We start from the raw sequence: 19,540 nt of genomic DNA on the forward strand, positions 1-19,540 counted from the left end.
ATTTTTTGCTCAAACTGAGGAGTCGGTTTCGATTCGCATTGACGGAGGCCTCATATTCGCGTTTGTTTAAGTGGGTAAAATTTTGGCGTGCAAAAAAATAAGAAAAAATAAGGGTCAGGTCTTTAATTTGACATCCAGGCCTTGTTGTTCTATTTTTAGGCTTAATTTAAATGGACAGGATACGAGAATGGCCAGGCCTTTACGCATTGAATTTGCAGGAGCGCTGTACCATGTGACCGCTCGTGGTAACGCTCAGGAAAAAATCTATCGTGACGATACCGATCGGGAGCAGTTTTTGGCATTGTTACAACATGCCGTTAATCGGTACGATTGGTATTGCCATGCGTATTGCTTAATGGACAATCATTACCACTTGTTGATTGAAACCGGCGCGCCGACATTATCCAAGGGAATGAAATATCTTAACGGCACTTATACGCAAGCTTTTAATCGTCAGCATCACCGCGTCGGTCATGTATATCAAGGCCGATTCAAAGCGATATTGGTACAAAAGGATTCCTACCTGCTGGAGCTGGCTCGCTATATTGTGTTGAATCCGGTAAGAGCGCAAATGGTGAAAACTATCAAACAATGGCGTTGGAGCAGTTATCGAGCAACAGCCGGTTATGAAGAAGCTCATGCCTGTTTAACCACGGATTGGATACTTGCGGGATTTGGCAACACGAAAAATGAAGCGCAGCTGCGATACCGCGAATTTGTAAAAGCCGGCAAGAGACAGCCCTCACCTTGGCAATGCTTAAAAAACCAGATCTATTTAGGCGATGACGACTTCATCAAAGACATGCAGAGCAATCTCGACCCTGAGCAGTCGCTGAAGGATATACCTAAAAAGCAAAAACAGGCGCCGATAAAACCGTTGGCGTATTATGCCGAGCATTATAAAACTCGGAATGAAAGCATGGCGCATGCCTATTTAAGCGGCCACTATACGCTGGCTCAAGTGGGCGAATATTTCGGTGTGAGCTATGCTACAGTGAGCCGCGCAGTGAAACAGGTGGAAAATGAGGGTAAATGTCAAACGTAAGGCCTGACCCCGATTTTTTAATGTCAAACGTAAGTCCTGACCCCGATTTTTGTGTGACCCCGATTTTTGTGACCCCGATTTTTGACCCCGATTTTTGCGACCCCCTTCTTTTGCTGATAGGCTGGAGGAAGTTAATGCCAACAATTTCAATGTTCTACGGAATTATTATTCGGATGTATTACGCGCCGAAGGAGCATCCTCCGCCACATTTTCACGTCTACTATGGTGAGCATAAGGCGACCATTGATATCCGAACATGCGAGGTAATACAGGGCGACCTACCAAGAAAGCAGACTAAGCTTGTCTTGGCATGGGCGGAACTTCATCAGGAAGAACTGATGGCTGATTGGGATCTGGTGATGAATGGTGAGGAACCATTTAAAATCCAACCGTTACAGTAAGAGGTAAAATTATGTATCCATCTGTTAAAAATGTCACTCCGGCTGAAGATTATCTTCTCTCAATAGTCTTTGATAACGGAGAAAGAGGAACTTTAGATATGAAGCCGTATTTGGATTTTGGTGTTTTTCAGAGACTCAAAGAACGCAATGTATTCAATCGAGTCCGTGTATCTTTCGATACCATAGAGTGGGATTCGGGGATAGATCTTGATCCTGAGTTTGTTTACAACAAAAGCGAACGTTCAGTCGCACAATAAGGTACTTCAGCCGACGTGAAAAAACCGCGCGATTGAGGAGTTCGGTGTCAGTCGTTCCTTACAATGACATTCAGGTCTTGGTGATTTAACTTGAGACTCAGTTTAGTCGGACAGCATCCGATTGGCCAGGCCTTTACGCATTGAATTTGTAGGAGCGCTGTACCATGTGACCGCTCGTGGTAACGCTCAGGAAAAAATCTATCGTGACGATACCGATCGGGAGCAGTTTTTGGCATTGTTACAACATGCCGTTAATCGGTACGATTGGTATTGCCATGCGTATTGCTTAATGGACAATCATTACCACTTGTTGATTGAAACCGGCGCGCCGACATTATCCAAGGGAATGAAATATCTTAACGGCACTTATACGCAAGCTTTTAATCGTCAGCATCACCGCGTCGGTCATGTATATCAAGGCCGATTCAAAGCGATATTGGTACAAAAGGATTCCTACCTGCTGGAGCTGGCTCGCTATATTGTGTTGAATCCGGTAAGAGCGCAAATGGTGAAAACTATCAAACAATGGCGTTGGAGCAGTTATCGAGCAAAGAAAAAACGGGGTCAGGCCTTGAAAGAAAAAACGGGGTCAGGCCTTGTAATTGACATATAGATCTTTTTGTTATTGAACGAAAAGGAGTTTGTGGCTTTCGGAATCGTGCTTCAAACATTTTTAGTCGCTTGTTGGATGCACATGGTTTAAGGCGGGACGCTTGAGTTGTGATGGTTAATTGTTTAACATCGCCAGTTTGCTCAGCAGTTTCGTTAATACTATGAAAGCACCCATTGTACTGATCGGTATCGGGGAATTAGGCGGCGAATTCGCGCGCGGTTTTTTACGTTGCGGACATCCGGTTTATCCGATCACCCGGCAAACGGCACTCTTTGACGCGGCTGATCAAATACCGACGCCGGGCCTCGTTTTGATCACGGTGCAAGAAAGCGAACTGGACGGGATATTGAAGGATCTTCCCAAGTCCTGGCGAGATAAAGTCGGACTCGTGCAAAACGAATTATTACCTCGTCATTGGCAACAGCATGGCATCGATAATCCTACCGTTGCCGTGGTCTGGTTTGAAAAGAAACCGGGGATGGCGTTGACCAATATTCTCTATACACCGGTGTATGGCCCTCATGCCGATGAGCTAATTCATGCATTGGAGGCAATCGATATTCCTACGCGCTTGCTGGAAGATGAACCTCAATTGGTATACCAACTTCTGCGTAAATCGCTTTATATCATGACGGTCAATATCTGCGGTTTGTCTTGCGGCGGTACGGTTGGAGAATTATGGATGCGGCATCGCGGACTCGTCCGGGAAGTCGCATTGGAAGCGATCGGTATTTTGGAATGGCTAAGCGGCCAAGAACTTCCTGCAGAGAAGCTGATTGCCGGCATGGTCGAAGGCATTGAAGAAAAAACGGGGTCAGGCCTTGTAATTGATATATAGATCTTCTTGTTATTGAACGAAGAAAAACGGGGTCAGGCCTTGTAATTGACATATAGATCTTTTTGTTATTGAACGAAAAGGAGTTTGTGGCTTTCGGAATCGTGCTTCAAACATTTTTAGTCGCTTGTTGGATGCACATGGTTTAAGGCGGGACGCTTGAGTTGTGATGGTTAATTGTTTAACATCGCCAGTTTGCTCAGCAGTTTCGTTAATACTATGAAAGCACCCATTGTACTGATCGGTATCGGGGAATTAGGCGGCGAATTCGCGCGTGGTTTTTTACGTTGCGGACATCCGGTTTATCCGATCACCCGGCAAACGGCACTCTTTGACGCGGCTGATCAAATACCGACGCCGGGCCTCGTTTTGATCACGGTGCAAGAAAGCGAACTGGACGGGATATTGAAGGATCTTCCCAAGTCCTGGCGAGATAAAGTCGGACTCGTGCAAAACGAATTATTACCTCGTCATTGGCAACAGCACGGCATCGATAATCCTACCGTTGCCGTGGTTTGGTTTGAAAAGAAACCGGGGATGGCGTTGACCAATATTCTCTATACACCGGTGTATGGCCCTCATGCCGATGAGCTAATTCATGCATTGGAGGCAATCGATATTCCTACGCGCTTGCTGGAAGATGAACCTCAATTGGTATACCAACTTCTGCGTAAATCGCTTTATATCATGACGGTCAATATCTGCGGTTTGTCTTGCGGCGGTACGGTTGGAGAATTATGGATGCGGCATCGCGGACTCGTCCGGGAAGTCGCATTGGAAGCGATCGGTATTTTGGAATGGCTAAGCGGCCAAGAACTTCCTGCAGAGAAGCTGATTGCCGGCATGGTCGAAGGCATTGAAGACTGTCCCGATAGGAAATGCCTCGGCCGTAGTGCTCGATTTCGCTTGGATCGTGCCCTGCATTATGCGAAGGAGGCCGGTTTGGAAACGCCCAGACTCGATGATATCTACCGGCAAGTCAAGCAAGCAAAACCGTAATCAATGAGCCGATGGGGACTGCTGCCGGAAGACGTACTGGCGCAATTGCGAACACGCGAGTGGCTGAATGCTGAAAACCTGCGCGGCCGTTTGAGCGGCGATCGTCCTTTTCCTATCCGAATAGCGCTTAAAGCGCCGACCGGCGCTCAGGCCTTGGCCGATCTGGAGCATTTCCGGCGCTTTATCGAAAGCTGGAGACACTGGCCGAATCCGGGTCAAGTGGACTGGCAAACTAAAAAATTCCTGCAACTGGGCGAGCAAGCACTGCCCGTTGCCGTGCAAATCGATTCGATGCCGGCGTTGATAGCCGTTCTGGGTTCGAAAGCCGAAGCCAGAAAACAGCGTTGGGAGCAGTTAATGCGTCCGCTGTTGAGTATCGATGCTCGCTTGTCTACCGTTTTAATCAAACAACTGTCCGTACTGGAAAGCATGGCGCCGGACGATAGCGCGCTATTGGCGCAATTGCTGCCTCAGTTACATCGGGGCATGGGGCAGGGCGCTTATTTGCGCTCCTTGCCGCTGAAGGGCGTCGATACCAAGTTCGTTGAAAATTATCACGGACTGATCGAAGCCTTGGCGGACCGGCTTCATGATGGCTCGGTGACTGAACGAGGCGGCTTGTTGAATTGGTTGAATTGTATCGCCAATCCGAGCGGTTGGCTGCTAGTGCGGCCGTTGTGTCGGCAAGGCCGCGATCGACTAGCCGGTTTGCCGGTTTTGCAAATGGATACGCGGACGCTGCAAAGCTATGTCTTGCCTGCTAGCCGCATTCTGATCGTCGAAAACAAGCAAAGTGGTTATGCGTTGCCGGAACTGGACGACACCATTGCGGTATTCGGCGGCGGCAGGAATACTGCCTGGATGGATACCGAGTGGCTCAAGCAGAAAAGTATCGCTTACTGGGGCGATATCGATAGCTGGGGCCTGACGATTTTGAGCGACGCGCGTCGGCGTCAACCGCATTTGCAGGCGTTGATGATGGATGAGGTTACCGTTCTTGAATATCGAAACCGCATGGTCGATGAAGAAAGTCCCCAGACTAGGCTGCCTGAATATCTGACCGAAGCGGAACAACAATTGTTTGAACGCATGCAAAGTCGGCATTACGAAAAAACGCGGCTGGAACAAGAGCGCTTGGCGCCGGATTATATTCGGGCGTGTTTGCGGAACTGGCATTGTTTATGACCCGCGATGACACCTTTTTATTCTAGAAGACGCATTGAAAACTCAACGATCAAGAAGAAGCTTTCATCGCCCGAAAAATGAAAGTGCTTTGGATTGTGAGGCACGGTTGTTCCCTTACGTATCAAGCTAAAAACGGTCAACCGGCATCCGCTCTTTCCCTCGCTCCAGTTTCCTGAACTGCTGTTAAAGTAGGTAGCCCGTATGTAGCGTAGCGGAATACGGGAATGGCGAGGCTTCGAATTTCCCGGATTGCGCTGTGCTCCATCCGGGCTACGCTGCTTAGATTCGCCGGAAGCGGTCGATGCAAGTTAGTAGTGGTTAGCTTGATGCGGATGCGGTTATTCCCCGGGTAGTAGGTTGGTTATTGAAGTCCGAGTTGGATTATTTATTGCTTGAGTTTTAAGGGTTAATTTTTTTGGTGTTGGGCTTTATGAAAAACTATTCCTTTGCGATGCTGAAAGGCGATATATTTGGCGGGTTGACTGCGGGTGTTGTTGCATTGCCGTTGGCGCTTGCATTTGGTGTCGCATCCGGTGCTGGTGCATTAGCCGGTCTTTATGGTGCGATTGCGTTAGGTTTGGTTGCCGCCGTTTTTGGCGGCACTCAATTACAGGTGAGTGGACCCACTGGGCCGATGACGGTCGTTTTTGCTTCGGCTTTGACGACTTTCGGAGGGAATTTCCAGTTGGCGTTGGCCGTAGTTTTTATTGGCGGTTTGTTACAAATCTTGTTCGGATTGATTCGGTTGGGCGGCTTGGTGCGGTTTATTCCTTATCCGGTGATTTCCGGCTTCATGAGCGGCGTCGGCATGATCATCATCATTTTGCAGATGGCGCCGCTTTTAGGCGGTACACCGTATTCCTCGACACTATCGGCCTTGTTTAATTTACCGTCAGTCATCGAATCGGTCCGGTTCGATTCGATGTTTTTGGGTTCGCTGACCTTGGCAATTGTTTTTTTGACGCCGATCAAAATCAGCCGCTTCATTCCTTCACCGTTGTTGGCGCTTTTTATTGGTACCCAACTGGCCGTCTTTGCGGGCCTTGAAACCGCCGTGATCGGCGATATACCGGCCGGGTTACCTAAGTTGCATTTCCCGTCTTTTAGTCTGGAAAATTGGTCCTCGGTGTTTATGTTAGGATTGACGTTGGCTTTGTTGGGCAGTATCGATAGCTTGTTGACTTCATTGGTAACCGATTCGATTACGCATACGCATCATAAGCCCAATCGAGAGTTGATTGCGCAAGGGTTGGGTAACATTTTGTGTGCTTTTATCGGCGGCTTGCCGGGTGCGGGAGCGACGATGCGCACTGTGGTCAATGTCAAGGCCGGTGCGCAAACACGGCTGAGCTCGGTGATGCATGCTTTATTCCTGTTGTTATTGCTTGAACTCTCGCCGCTGGCAAGTCAAATTCCGTTACCGGTGCTTGCCGGTGTCTTGATCAAGGTCGGTTTTAATATCATCGATTACAGAATGTTCAAATTGGCGTCGAGCTCGGCTCGTTCGGAAGTGCTGATCATGTTTTGTGTGTTGCTACTGACCGTGTTAGTCGATTTGGTCATTGGCGTGACGGTCGGCGTGATTTTGGCCATGGGGATGTTGACTTGGCGTTTAGCGCAGCAGGCCGACATTAGTTTCGAGACCAATCATGACTATCATTTGACAGAAAAACCAGGGGAGGGTGTTAGAATTATGTCGATCAAGGGTCCGCTGTTTTTCGGTTCGACCAGTCAGATGTTGGACCGCATTGAGGCGGTCGACAGCATCATGGATACCGAGGAGGTGATACTCGACTGTCGGCGCGTGGATTTGATGGATCTGAGTGCTATCGTGATGTTGGATGAAGTGGTGCGCTATCTGCAGGGGCGTTCGATGCAGGTTAGAGTTCTGGTTAAGTCAGCTCTGCGCGATCAATTACTCAATGCAAAGAGTTCGAGTTTTAATGAGCGAATTCTTTTTACGAGTCTACACGAAGCGCTGGTGCCGGTTGCGCAATTACAAAGCCTTCATGAGCTCGATTCTATGAGAATTATGCAAAAAGATTATTGAGGGGGCCGAACGAGGCTTTTGGCCCTAACTTCGGTTTCAAATTGATTTTGGGTATGTTGCTGCTGGGTTTCTTTGCCACGGTTGTGAAAAGTAAAAATACTCCCGCAGGGGCGCAGAGTTTTTAATTTTTTAGTTTGTTAAATCCCATAATTCCATTGGCTTGCGGAAACCGGAAAGTGTTTTAAATCTTTATATTCTCAGCGCCTCTGCGGGAGATATTTCAGTTCTTTATTGAAGAAATACGTCTTTCGATTTAACAAAGATCATCCGGACACCTCGGATTTGATTAAAAATGTACAAGAGCAATCTCCTCGAGCCATACAGGCGGTTTGTTCGATCGGTCGATCGAGCAGTGTCGAAATCAAGGCATGGTCAAAATCGCAGAGTTCGCTGAACTGTTGGGCCAAGTCGTGATAGACGCAGTTGGAGGCTTTGATTATTGGCTGGCCTGTGTTGATATCAAGCGATGCCTCATAACCCAAGCTTTGCATCGTGTCGACCAGTGCCGCGACTTTTTCATCGGGTTGTTTGCCGTCAAATTGAGTGAGAAGCGTTTTAGCCAGTTTAACGCCGAGTCGCCACATGAACTGTCGAAATGCATCTTCAGACATTTCAGACTTAAGTTCCGATAACACCAGATTACCGAACCATGAGTATTGCTTCGGAAAGTAATTAATGCCGTGTTCGGTCAAGACATAATTTCGGGACGGCCGTCCTCCCGTGCTTTTGAATATGTCTTTTTTAACCAGCTGTTCTTGTTCAAGGCTGGATAAATGTTGTTGAACCGCATTTCTGGAAATATCCAGCTGCTCGGCAATTTCATCGATACCCAGGCCTAATCGTGATTCGAGCAGTAATTTCAATATTTGCTCGCGTCGCGTACCGATTCCTTTTGTCAAATCAACCTCCTCCCCTTGAATAATCGTTATCGCGCCTGGATTTTTTAGGCTTTTCAAATAGCAAGCATAGCATAGAAAAGCAAATATGTAACTTTTGTAATATAGATATTGCAAAAGCATAGTATCGAGACTAAACTTGTTTTTGAGCCTTTGGTGCTCAGCGATAGAAATATAAACATAAACAAAGGAAGATAACGATGAGTGAAGCTACACCTAATCAATCATTATTTGAACAAATTGGTGGAGAAGCGGCTGTTAATACGGCAGTCGATATTTTTTACCGTAAAGTATTAGCGGATCACCGAATCAATCGCTTTTTCGATAATGTTGACATGGAGCAACAGGCGGCGAAACAAAAAGCGTTTTTAACAATGGCATTCGGCGGACCGAATAGTTACACCGGCGCCGATATGCGCAACGCACATGCTAGATTAGTCAAAATGGGGTTGGACGATTCGCATTTCGATGCTGTTATGGAGCATTTAGGCGGAACATTGAAAGAGTTGAACGTTCCTGATAACCTAATCGAGCAAGTTGCTTCGATTGCAGAAAGTACCCGCAACGATGTATTAGGCAGATAATTAGGGAAGTTTTGACGATGGCCCTGAAAAAAATCCTATTGGACGAGCATGAGACTATTTGCCATGAGGGTGAAACAGTTCTTGAAGCTTTATTGCGCGACAATGTCGATATCCCCTTTAGTTGCAAACAAGGCGCCTGCCAAAGTTGTATGGTGCGCAGTTTGGACGTTCCTCCCCCCGCTCATGCGCAAAAGGGCTTGAAGGATGTATTGTGTAAACAAAACCATTTTTTGGCTTGCTTATGCTATCCCGAACAGGACATGTCTATTACCCTGGGCCATCAACCCGAATACTTCACCGAAGGTACGGTTATCGCAAAGGAATTACTCAATCCTGAGACTGTTTTATTAACGATAAAGTGTAAGGACGCACTAGATTATTATGCAGGGCAATTTGTCAATTTAAAACGTGCGGACGGTTTGATTCGGAGTTATTCGATCTCCAATAGCCGAAGACATGCCGAAAAACTGTCTTTTCATATTCGCCGATTGGCGGGCGGAAAGTTCAGCGAATGGGTGCATCAGGAATTGAATATCGGCGATACCATTGCCGTGTCCGACCCTCAGGGACTTTGTTACTATTTGCCCGATAAAATGGAACAAAGCCTATTATTGATCGGCACCGGTAGCGGTTTGGCGCCGTTGGCGGGGATAATCCATGAAGCCTTGGAGGAGGGGCATAGCGGCCCTATCCATTTGTATCACGGCAGTCGAGACGTGGATGGGCTCTATTGGATTGACGAAATGCGGGAACTCGCTGAAAAATTCGAGAACTTTCACTATACGCCTTGCGTATCGAGAGGCGATGCGCCGGAAGGCGTCGCGCAAGGCCGTGCTAACGATGTAGCAATGGCAAACATTCCCGATTTAAAAGGCTGGCGTATTTATTTATGTGGGCATCCGGACATGGTAAATCAAGCGAAAAGAATGGCTTACTTAAACGGCGCTTCGCTACAAGATATTTATTCCGATGCATTTCATGTCGCATCGCCTACACTGGACTGATATATATACCTTTCGCACTTCAAATTTCGGCATTGTCGGAGGAGTCCTTGGGGGGCTAGGTCGATTTTTGCTCCTGCAAAATCGACATTCACGCCATCCATGGCGCTCGCAAAGGCTTTGCCTGCATGGAGCTGGCATAGAGCCTACAAGGACGTATTTACGGCGTCCTTTGACGGGTACCCCAAGGTCGAATTTTCATCTACGATGGGTATATTCGGATTTTCGTAGGGTACGAATCGCGTACCTATTTCGAGGTTTGTTTTTCTATTACGTTTGTCAATGGTTCGACCTGATTAGCAAGATGCTTCAGCGTACCGAAGCCAAGTGTCCGAGCAGGGGCTAGTCGTAGTCGCAAAAACTAAAATATGCTGTTACCCAAGCTCCAGCTTGGGTAACCTGTTCAGGAAGCTCTAGCTTCCCGACAATCAAGAAAGATTGAACGAGCGAGCGAGCGAGCCGGGGTTGATTGAGAATGTGCGGAGGTTGTGTCGGTCTCAGGAAGCTCTTGCCCTGAGCTTGTCGAAGGGGGAGCTTCCGGGGGGGGCTTTCCCAAGCTGGAGCTTGGGAAAGAGCGTGATGTGGGGTGGCCGTTTTAGCTTGACGCGCATGGCTTGCGAACCCCGTCCTGCTAAGGATATGCTGATCTTTGGGCTTTAGCTGAAGAAACTTGCTAATCAGGTGGTTCGATGCCTCACGTTGAGCCTTAGGATTTCGTGATAAATAACGTCTTGGAACTATGAGCCTTGTTGGGCGTGTATTAGAGCACCAACAGTAGGCGCTTTAGGCGATGCAGGGCAGAAAAATGCTCCTGCATTTTCTGCATTCATTACATCCCTGTAACTCAGCAATTGCCGAGGAGCAAAAATCTGCCCTGCCGCCGGCACCTGCCAATCGAGCAACCGAACCCTCCTTAAAATAGGGAAGTACTTTACGGCCAAATCCTTAGTCCCGTTCCTAATCAAAAATAACCGAGCCTCTTTCGGTTATTTTTGGGATTTCGTTATTCGGCGAGACCATCATTTTCATTCATGCCGGCCGGATTTCGCTGCGCAATTTCTTGAGTAGGTTATGATCGAACCCGTTGCCTTAAAAGATTTTTTCATCACGTTTTTTTCATCCGCTTTGATCATTCTGGCCGGCGCAAGCTATGCGCTGCTCTATGCTTGGTCTAAAGTTAATCCGAATTCCCGAATCAAAATTGCCGCTTACTTTTCTTACGCCGTGTTGGTCATATCGGTCGGCGTATTGTCGAGTGCCGCCAATTTTTCGGGTTACTGGCTGATTGTCACTATTTTGATGATCATCGGCTATTTTTTTGCACCGATAGGCATCTGGCATCTATGTGTTAAAACACATCATAATGAAGAGGCCGCTATAACAATAAATAAGAGGAGGAGCGATGAATGAAACACCGTTGTGGGCATCGGAGTCATTCTGGAAAAAAACCGCGATCTGGGTAACGGCCGGGTCGTTTTTAATTTTAGTCGTATTAACATTCGATTCACTCAAAAAAACTACGGCAGGAACGCAGAGGGTCCCTGCCTATGACGTGATCAATAAACAAATCGATTATCAATTTGATAAAGAATTGAATAAATTTATGCCGGTCATCGGCGGAGAAGAGCTGTTATTCGGTAAGGAATTCACCGAAGAAGAAGCGAGAGAGTTAGTCGATTTAGGTAAAAAAACCACGCAAGCTAAAAATTGCATGAATTGCCATACCTTGCTCGGCAACGGTGCTTATTACGCGCCGGATTTGACCAAAGCCTGGTTGGATCAAGGCTGGATCAGTCCTGAGATGCGCGAGGACATGATGATTCAATTTTTAATGAACCCGGAAAAGAACGCCCGTACTTTCGGTACAGGACGCAAGATGCCGAACTTGGGCATTACCGAAGCCGAAGCTAAAGGCGTTGTGGCCTTTTTGAAATGGATGTCGAGTATCGACACAAACGGCTTTCCCTATAATTTTAAAACCTTGTACGCGGAGGATTGATCATGAAATCGGGTGGATTAGCAGGTGTGATTGAAAACGCGGGCGTATTAGTCGATCGATCGCGCGGTTATTGGCAGGATTTTCAGAACTGGGTGCAACTGGATAGTAGTACCTTAAGTCCCGGCAGACAACTGGCGGTAAAATATTTCATCGTTGCGGTGATTTTGTTTTGTGCGCAGATTCTGTTCGGACTGTTGGCCGCGCTGCAATTTATCTTTCCAGGATTTCTCTACGAATTTTTGGATTTCAGCGTCAACCGCATGGTGCATATCAATGCGATGATTGTGTGGATGTTATACGGCTTCTTCGGTTGCATCTATTGGTTGTTGGAAGATGAAAGCAGCACTGAAATCGTCGGTTTAAAGTACGGGGTTTGGGCTTTTTGGATTTTGACAAGCGCGGTAACGCTTGTCGTATTGGTTTATTTACTCGTGCAAATCGGGCCGGGCAAAGATTCCAGTTTGTGGTTCATCAATGAAGGCCGTGAATACATCGAAGCGCCGCGCTGGGCCGATATCGGTATCGTCGCGGTTGTGTTGACGTTCTTTTACAACGTCGTTGTGACCTTCAGCAAAGGTAAGTGGTCCGGAATCGCCGGTGTTTTGACATTGGACTTGGTTGCCTTGGCCGGTTTGTATGTGGCCGGTATGTTTTATATGACCAATATCACGCACGAACAATATTGGTGGTGGTGGGTCATTCATCTTTGGGTCGAAGCGACATGGGAAGTCTTGGTTGGCGTGATCATGGCCTGGTCGCTGATGAAACTGCTCGGCGTCCGGCGAAAAATCGTCGAAACCTGGCTGTATATCGAAGTCGCGCTGATGTTCGGTTCTGGCATCTTGGGTTTGGGGCATCATTATTTTTGGATCGGCACGCCGGAATATTGGCTCACGATCGGCGGTTTTTTCTCGGCACTTGAACCAATACCGTTGGTCGCGATGGTCGTGCATGCGGTTTACGACTCCGGGGCGCATTCGTTCAAGACCGGCAATCATCCGGCATTAGCCTGGATCATTGCGCAAGCCTTCGGTAACTTCTTCGGAGCGGGCGTTTGGGGTTTTATGCATACGCTTCCGCAGATCAACTTGTACACGCACGGCACGCAATGGTCGGCTTCGCACGGACATTTGGCGTTCTTCGGCGCCTATGCGACGATCAATATCGCTTTTTTCTATTTGGCGATACAGCACTGGCGAGGTGATGTCTGGATGGCTGGAGGCATCAAGAATGCCTGGCGCTGGAAATGGGCCTTGGGTCTACTGAATGTTGGCGTCCTTGGGATGACGATTGCCTTATTGATTGCCGGTTACGAACAATCGTTCGTCGAACGTGCCGTCGAAGGATCTACTTGGGGCGGCTATTTCGCTGCGCAGTCTCAGCCGGCTTTCCAAAGTGCGATGACGTGGCGTTTGTTTTTCGGATTGATCACTGCAAGCGGGTTAGTCTTGTTGGTTTGGGACTTGCTAACGATCGGCAAAGGCGAAGAGCGTAAGGCCGAAATGCCGCAACAGGCTTAAAAAATAAGTCATTTGCCGCATAAAAAAAGGCGCTTTATTCGAAAGAATAAAGCGCCAAGGCCTTAACAAACAATCACAAAGGAGGACACACAACGAAAGCATTTCTGCTTGTTAATACTAAAGCATTTCCTATGCCAAAGTTTTTAAAATACAATAACATTCTGATATTAAATAAGAAATATCTTTATTTAGAAATGCAGTCAAATCACGAAAATCGCTATTAAGACAAAACAATGGCTTTTAATGCACAAAAGTTATGTTTTTTCGATGCTGACTCCCTATTTTGGTGCATGAGTGACTGTGAAAGTTCGTAGATTGGGGCTTCGTTGATTGAGACTCGTTATCTAATTTTTCGATATGAAAAAAAATGTTGGTTCCGAAGCGGGTGCGGTTGCTCGACCGACAGGTGTCGGCGGCAGGGCAGATTTTTGCTCCTGCAAAATCTGCATTCATGCCATCCTTGGCAATCAGTCGCCGCCTTCAAGCCTACATGGACGTATTCACCCAGCACCTAAATCCAGCACCTAAATTCCATAGCCCATTGGCTATGTTTAATATCATGGCTAATTTAGGTGCTGGATGAATTTCATAGCTCATTGGCTATGGTTAACTGTCTTGGATAATTTAGGTGCTGGGTTCGCGGCGTCCTGCCGAGCGAATTACCGAACCCTCAACAAAGCGCATAGCTCCAGGCCGTTATCGTAGCCCACCATCGAAGTTTATCGCAGAGGTTCAGCGTTCTAAGTCTTAAAGAAAAAATGTGACGGGCTTCAATGTTTACAAGTGCCTGTTTCGAATCTACACTGAAGATCTGTTCAGATCCTTTTATGCCACTAATGGGTTTCTATCGTTTGGAATTAAAGCCAATCGAATGCTTCGTCCATCGAAGTCGGTATCGTTGCCGGTTTTTCTTTTCTGACCGATTTGACAAGACCGGTTTAGTATTGGACAGAGGTTGCACGCTATCGACGATTAGTGCCGATAAGGATTTGGTCGTAAATAACTTCCCCATTTTACGGAGGGTTCGGTTGCTCGATTGGCAGGTGTCGGCGGCACGGAAAGCCGCCGTCAAGCCTACACGGACGTATTCACCCAGCACCTAAATCCAGCACCTAAATTCCATAGCCCATTGGCTATGTTTAATATCATGGCTAATTTAGGTGCTGGATGAATTCCATAGCTCATTGGCTATGGTTAACTATCTTGGATAATTTAGGTGCTGGGTTCACGGCGTCCTGCCAAGCGAGTTACCGAACCCTCAACAAAGCGCATAGTTTCAGGAAGTTATTTATCACGAAATCCTAAGCACCGAATTCGATCTTTATCATATTGAGTTCGGTGAGATAGCCGGGATTTGAATCAAAGAATATCCGAACCGGCATCGATACTCCGGGGTATGCCATGAATCAGTTTCGAAAGCCCAAAGGCCAATGGCGCCCGCGTCAGGTTTTATTGTTCAGCGGCCACATGATCGATGCGCCCGATCGGAACCAACCGAGATTTCCACCCGACAAGGAAGTCGTCGCCGCGCAGAAAATAGCAGAAACGCTCGATAAACTCGAAGCCGGTCCGGAAGATTTGGCGATGACCCAGGGTGCTTGCGGCGGTGACATACTGTTTGCGGAAGCCTGTCTGCAACGCGGTGTCGGACTGATTCTGCTACAGCCCTTCGATGAACCGTTATTCATTGAGAAATCGGTGCTTCCGTGCGGAGAATCCTGGAGGAACCGATACTTTAAGATCAAGCCGCATGCGCGAATCGAATCCGCGCCGGCCGTGCAAGGTGCTCCGCCCGAAGACGTCAATCCTTACGAGCGCTGCAATCGTTGGTTGCTAGACTCGGCAATGGCCTATAGTACCGAAAAGGTTCATTTTATTTGTTTGTGGAACGGCGAGGGCGGCGATGCGCCGGGCGGAACAGCACATATGTTCCGGGAAGTCAATGAGAAGACAGGCCAGGTGTATTGGTTGAATACCAGGGAATTGTGGTGAAAAACATTATCGGTAATTTCAGGTATACGGGATGGCGGTTCGGTCCCGAGGCATGAACGACATTAATCCCGCCGATGCTCTGGTTTTTGATCCGATTTTACGTATCAGAAAAATCAGCCAAGCCGGTATCGAATTCGCGGCTAAATACTGCAAACCGTAACATTTCGAAGGATATTTATCATGAAACAATGTTTTGTCATTCAAGGCTACGGCAAGAAAACCGATTACACCAACGGCCGCGAATTGGATCTCGATGCATCGTACGAAATCATTAAAATTGCGGTGGAATCGGCCGGGCTGGAATGCATTCGTGCCGATGAAATCGTTCATTCCGGCACGATCGATGTGCCGATGTACGAGCGGCTGTTGAATGCCGATCTGGTCATCGCCGATCTGTCCACTTACAACGTCAATGCGGCTTTCGAACTCGGCGTGCGTTATGCTTTGCGGCCGCATACGACGATCGTTTTGGCCGAAGAGCAGTTTAAAAGCCCTTTCGATATGTCGCATATCGTGATTCGGCGCTATAAACATTTGGGTGAAGAGATTGGCTACAAAGAGGCTCAGCGCCTTATGAAAGAGTTGCAGGAGGCGATCAAACAAATTATCGGCAACCCCGTAACCGACAGCCCCGTCTATACCTATCTGCCGCAATTGAAGCCTCCGCAACTAGCACCGCAACTGTTTAAATCGGCGGCTTCGCCTTCCGCACCGAAACCGTCCATTACGTTAGCCGGAACTTCGCCGAGTCCGGTCGCAGAAATCATTGGCGAGGATAATCCCAGTGCCAAAAAGATGCTCGACAAGGCGATGGGTAGCATCAAAAACGACGACTTTTCAACGGCCAAACTATTGCTGCAAGAAATCAACAGAATGCGCCCCGAGGACTCGTTCGTGGTTCAGCAATTGGCCTTGGCGACTTATAAAAGCAAGCAACCTTCCGTCCTCGCAGCATTGGAATCAGCCTGCGAGATTCTCAAAGTATTGAAACCGGAAACGTCCAATAATCCAGAGACGCTGGGTTTATGGGGCGCGATACATAAACGGATGTGGGAGGAATGCGGCCGTCTCGCATGCCTGGAAGAGAGTATATCCGCATACGAGCGCGGATTTTATTTGAAACAGGATCATTACAACGGCATCAACCTAGCCTTCCTTTTGAATGTGCGTTCCTTGCAAGCATTGCAAAACGGTAATCAAGAAGAAGCCCTGGTCGATTATGTACGGGCCAAACGCATCCGAATGGATGTGATTCGCTATACCGGTTCGTTAGTCGACAAGTTGGAAGATAAGCATGGACGTTATTGGGTGATCGCTACGCTCTTTGAAGCGGCGATAGGGCTTGGTGACAAACAGGAGGCAGCCAAATGGGAAGCCCAGGCCAAAGCCATGGACGTGCCGAATTGGATGCAGCAAAGCCGCGAAACTCAAGCGATAAAATTGAAAGATTTGCTCACGCAATATGTAGAGTTGACCAACAATAACAATTAGAGGTGGGATAATGAATGCAATCGAAACGGCCGACAACATTTTATCGGGAAGCGAATTTCCGGATTTACCCGACTTAAAAGAATTGATCGGAGTTCTGAAAGGTGAGCTGGAATTCGGTATAGCGCGCAGGGTTTTGGAAAGGGCTCGTGACATTCATCCCGAAGACATTTGGGTCGTTCAACAGTTGGCCTTATGCACCTATAAGGACGAAGAACGCTATCCCAAACATCGCTTTGAAGAAGCATTGACATTGCTGGAATCGATTGGTTTACGCGACTCGAAAAAACGAGACTCAGAAACCTTGTCGTTGGGTGGTGCGATTTATAAAAAGCTTTGGGAATTTTGCGGACAAATCGACTACCTCTATCAAAGCCTGTCTTTTTACCGGGCAGCTTTTGAAACCAATCCGGATCGCGATTTGGGGTATGCTGCGAATAATGCGGCTTATCTTTTAGACTTGCTCGCGGCACGCGCCGAAAGCCTCGAGCAACGAAACGGCATTAAGGCCAAGGAAGCGCAAAAGTTCCGAAAAGAGGCATCGGACTTGCGCAAAAAGAGTTTGGAAATTTTGTTGGCTCGACAAAATGAACCCGAACTAATCAACAATTATTGGTTTTCAGTCACGATCGGCGAGGCTTATTTCGGTCTGGCAGATTATGCTGAAGCGGGGCGATGGTTGGCCAAGGCACGCGCTTCAAAACCGGAACCGAAAGAATGGGAACTTCAATCTACTTTTCGGCAATGGGTAAGATTGGCAAAAAATCAGGGCCTCGATGTCCCCGATGAAACAGAAGAACCGGAAGCTTGGCATGAAGCCTGGCAAGCATTGCATCGACTGTTGGGCGACGAAACGGCCAATGCGTTGATGTGTTATCGCGGCAAGGTCGGATTGGCTTTATCGGGCGGTGGATTCCGCGCTTCGTTCTTTCATCTTGGGGTTCTGGCTAGGCTGGCAGAGGTCGATGCGCTACGCGGTGTCGATGTACTATCGACCGTTTCGGGCGGCAGTATTTTGGGTACTCAGTATTATTTGGAAGTGCAGAAATTGCTGGAAGATTCGTCGAAGAAGTTGGATCGCGATGATTACTTGGATGTCATCGATAAGCTGCAAAAAGATTTTTTGCAGGGCGTGCAAAGCAACATCCGTATGAGGGCATTCAACGATTTTATCGATAATGTCAAGATGTTGTTTTCCAAGCGCTATACGCGCAGTCATAAATTGGGCGAGCTTTATGAAAGCAAACTGTATTCTCAAGTGGACGATGGTAAAGCCTACCTTCCGCGCAAAATGCCGGATTTAATGGTAGAGCCCGCGCACGGAAGGTACCAGGGAAAAGATTTCAGGCCGAATTTCCATAACTGGCGGCGTCGGGCCAAGGTGCCGATTTTGATGTTGAATACCACATCGCTGAATTCCGGCCATAATTGGTTCTTCACCGCCAGTTGGATGGGTGAACCGCCAGGAATGATCGACATCGATAGCAACGAACGCTATCGCCGGCTGTATTATCGGCAAGCACCGGAAGACAGCCTCAAAAATTTCAGATTGGGCTATGCCACGGCGGCCTCGTCTTGTGTGCCCGGATTGTTCGAACCGCTCGTATTGAGCGGCCTGTATCCGAAGCGTGACGTCAAATTAGTCGATGGTGGCGTTTATGATAATCAAGGCATTCAGGGCTTGCTTGCGGAAGGATGCACGCTGATTTTATGTAGCGATGCCAGCGGGCAGTTGAACGATTCGCATGATCCGGCCGATGATCCGGGCGGCGTGGTTCTGCGAACCGTATCTGTGTTGCAGGATAGAATTCGGGAAGCTCAATATCAAGATTTACAAGTCCGCTTGGATAGCAAGGCGTTGGAAAGTGTGTTTTTCGTTCATACCCGAAAGGATTTGGCGCCTCAGCCTTTGGACTGGATAGGTTGCGACAATCCCAGCGGGCAGACTGACGAAGAACACCTGACATCCTACGGTGTTTCGAAGGATCTGCAGGAAAAAATTGCAGGGCTTCGCACCGATCTCGATTCGTTTACCGAAGTAGAAGCGTATTCGCTGATGGCCAGTGGCTATTTGATGGCGGACCGGCAATTGAAGGATTTGGATCAGCGGCACAAGGCGGAGCGTAATCCAGGTACCTGGGGCGATTTCGACATCCATACAGCGCCCCAAAGAGATTGGGAATTCTTGAAATTGAAAGCCATTCTGGCCGAGAAACCAGGTCAACAGGCGACAAAGCAAAGAATGGACTTAGCTTTTCAATTGCAGGTAGGCGGGAGTCTGTTTTTCAAAGCTTGGCATTTGGTCTCCGGTTTAAAGATTGCGGCATTCGTCGCTATCGGCCTCTTGTTATGGGTAATGATCGAGCTTGTTGCCGCACAATGGAATAGTGTCGTGTTTTCGATGTCGGTCGGCGGTTTAATTGTCGTGCTTCTAGGTTTATTGGCGGCATTATTTCTTCCGGCAATAAAATGGTTGAATCCAAAGGAAGAGGTTAGAAGCATCGTGATCAAGGTCGCGATTGCATTAACGGGCTATCTCATGGCCAAACTGCATTTGCTGCTTTTCGATCGTCTATTTTTGAAGCGAGGCCGACTGGCGCGATTGCTGAGTTTGAAATAGACCAGCCTTGTGCAATGCAGGCCGGCAATGCGAAATTAAGGGCGAAAGATAAAGT

At 47.9% G+C, this 19,540-nt stretch carries 19 protein-coding genes; 18 read left to right on the forward strand and 1 reads right to left on the reverse strand.

The window, feature by feature from the left end; all coding sequences use genetic code 11:
• The first annotated feature begins 187 nt into the window (after window positions 1-187).
• The 8 genes from ACINK7_RS07000 (at window position 188) to ACINK7_RS07035 (ending at window position 7,385) form a co-directional block, all read left to right on the forward strand.
• Window positions 188-1,045 (forward strand): transposase, encoded by an 858-nt coding sequence (locus ACINK7_RS07000; RefSeq protein WP_404360596.1) that lies wholly within the window; start codon window positions 188-190, stop codon window positions 1,043-1,045.
• Between the two features lie 134 nt (window positions 1,046-1,179).
• Window positions 1,180-1,446: a DUF4160 domain-containing protein gene (locus tag ACINK7_RS07005; protein WP_404360597.1), complete on the forward strand. Its 267-nt coding sequence runs from the start codon at window positions 1,180-1,182 to the stop codon at window positions 1,444-1,446.
• Between the two features lie 11 nt (window positions 1,447-1,457).
• Entirely contained in the window at window positions 1,458-1,703 is a 246-nt protein-coding gene (locus ACINK7_RS07010; RefSeq protein ID WP_404360598.1) for a DUF2442 domain-containing protein, read from the forward strand.
• A gap of 166 nt (window positions 1,704-1,869) precedes the next feature.
• A complete protein-coding gene (locus tag ACINK7_RS07015) occupies window positions 1,870-2,316 on the forward strand; it encodes a transposase (protein ID WP_404360599.1) in 447 nt (148 codons plus the stop codon).
• 160 nt (window positions 2,317-2,476) lie between these two features.
• Complete coding sequence (locus ACINK7_RS07020; RefSeq protein WP_404360600.1) at window positions 2,477-3,154, forward strand: hypothetical protein; 678 nt, start codon at window positions 2,477-2,479, stop codon at window positions 3,152-3,154.
• 216 nt (window positions 3,155-3,370) lie between these two features.
• Window positions 3,371-4,150: a hypothetical protein gene (locus tag ACINK7_RS07025; RefSeq protein ID WP_404360601.1), complete on the forward strand. Its 780-nt coding sequence runs from the start codon at window positions 3,371-3,373 to the stop codon at window positions 4,148-4,150.
• 3 nt (window positions 4,151-4,153) lie between these two features.
• The gene (locus ACINK7_RS07030; RefSeq protein WP_404360602.1) at window positions 4,154-5,335 is read left to right on the forward strand and encodes a DUF3322 domain-containing protein; all 1,182 of its coding nucleotides are present in this window, start codon (window positions 4,154-4,156) and stop codon (window positions 5,333-5,335) included.
• A 430-nt stretch (window positions 5,336-5,765) separates the two neighbouring features.
• Entirely contained in the window at window positions 5,766-7,385 is a 1,620-nt protein-coding gene (locus ACINK7_RS07035; RefSeq protein ID WP_404360603.1) for a SulP family inorganic anion transporter, read from the forward strand.
• A 263-nt stretch (window positions 7,386-7,648) separates the two neighbouring features.
• Here the strand turns inward: ACINK7_RS07035 and ACINK7_RS07040 are convergent, their stop codons facing one another.
• The gene (locus tag ACINK7_RS07040) at window positions 7,649-8,284 is read right to left on the reverse strand and encodes a helix-turn-helix transcriptional regulator (protein ID WP_404360604.1); all 636 of its coding nucleotides are present in this window, start codon (window positions 8,282-8,284) and stop codon (window positions 7,649-7,651) included.
• A gap of 197 nt (window positions 8,285-8,481) precedes the next feature.
• Between ACINK7_RS07040 and ACINK7_RS07045 the strand changes: the two genes are divergently transcribed.
• The 10 genes from ACINK7_RS07045 to ACINK7_RS07090 all read left to right on the forward strand — a co-directional run bounded on the left by ACINK7_RS07045 (window position 8,482) and on the right by ACINK7_RS07090 (window position 19,485).
• The gene (locus ACINK7_RS07045; RefSeq protein ID WP_017840409.1) at window positions 8,482-8,865 is read left to right on the forward strand and encodes a group 1 truncated hemoglobin; all 384 of its coding nucleotides are present in this window, start codon (window positions 8,482-8,484) and stop codon (window positions 8,863-8,865) included.
• A gap of 17 nt (window positions 8,866-8,882) precedes the next feature.
• Window positions 8,883-9,869: a 2Fe-2S iron-sulfur cluster-binding protein gene (locus ACINK7_RS07050; protein WP_404360605.1), complete on the forward strand. Its 987-nt coding sequence runs from the start codon at window positions 8,883-8,885 to the stop codon at window positions 9,867-9,869.
• 1,068 nt (window positions 9,870-10,937) lie between these two features.
• Window positions 10,938-11,276 carry a hypothetical protein gene (locus ACINK7_RS07055; protein WP_404360606.1) on the forward strand — a complete coding sequence of 113 codons (339 nt, stop codon included), beginning with the start codon at window positions 10,938-10,940 and terminating at the stop codon, window positions 11,274-11,276.
• Window positions 11,269-11,865: a c-type cytochrome gene (locus tag ACINK7_RS07060; protein WP_404360607.1), complete on the forward strand. Its 597-nt coding sequence runs from the start codon at window positions 11,269-11,271 to the stop codon at window positions 11,863-11,865. Before ACINK7_RS07055 ends, ACINK7_RS07060 begins: the two co-directional genes overlap by 8 nt.
• 2 nt (window positions 11,866-11,867) lie before the next feature.
• Complete coding sequence (locus ACINK7_RS07065; protein WP_404360608.1) at window positions 11,868-13,385, forward strand: cbb3-type cytochrome c oxidase subunit I; 1,518 nt, start codon at window positions 11,868-11,870, stop codon at window positions 13,383-13,385.
• 357 nt (window positions 13,386-13,742) lie between these two features.
• Window positions 13,743-13,913, forward strand: coding sequence for a hypothetical protein (locus ACINK7_RS07070; protein WP_404360609.1), 171 nt, complete (start codon window positions 13,743-13,745; stop codon window positions 13,911-13,913).
• An 873-nt stretch (window positions 13,914-14,786) separates the two neighbouring features.
• Window positions 14,787-15,377 carry a hypothetical protein gene (locus ACINK7_RS07075; protein ID WP_404360610.1) on the forward strand — a complete coding sequence of 197 codons (591 nt, stop codon included), beginning with the start codon at window positions 14,787-14,789 and terminating at the stop codon, window positions 15,375-15,377.
• Between the two features lie 31 nt (window positions 15,378-15,408).
• Complete coding sequence (locus ACINK7_RS07080; protein ID WP_404360611.1) at window positions 15,409-15,537, forward strand: hypothetical protein; 129 nt, start codon at window positions 15,409-15,411, stop codon at window positions 15,535-15,537.
• Window positions 15,538-15,557: 20 nt separating this feature from the next.
• A complete protein-coding gene (locus tag ACINK7_RS07085; RefSeq protein WP_404360612.1) occupies window positions 15,558-16,868 on the forward strand; it encodes a TRAFs-binding domain-containing protein in 1,311 nt (436 codons plus the stop codon).
• A 10-nt stretch (window positions 16,869-16,878) separates the two neighbouring features.
• Complete coding sequence (locus ACINK7_RS07090) at window positions 16,879-19,485, forward strand: tetratricopeptide repeat-containing protein (RefSeq protein ID WP_404360613.1); 2,607 nt, start codon at window positions 16,879-16,881, stop codon at window positions 19,483-19,485.
• The last annotated feature ends 55 nt before the right edge of the window (window positions 19,486-19,540 follow it).

It is taken from the genome of Methylotuvimicrobium sp. KM1, from assembly GCF_044788715.1.
Lineage (GTDB): Bacteria > Pseudomonadota > Gammaproteobacteria > Methylococcales > Methylomonadaceae > Methylotuvimicrobium.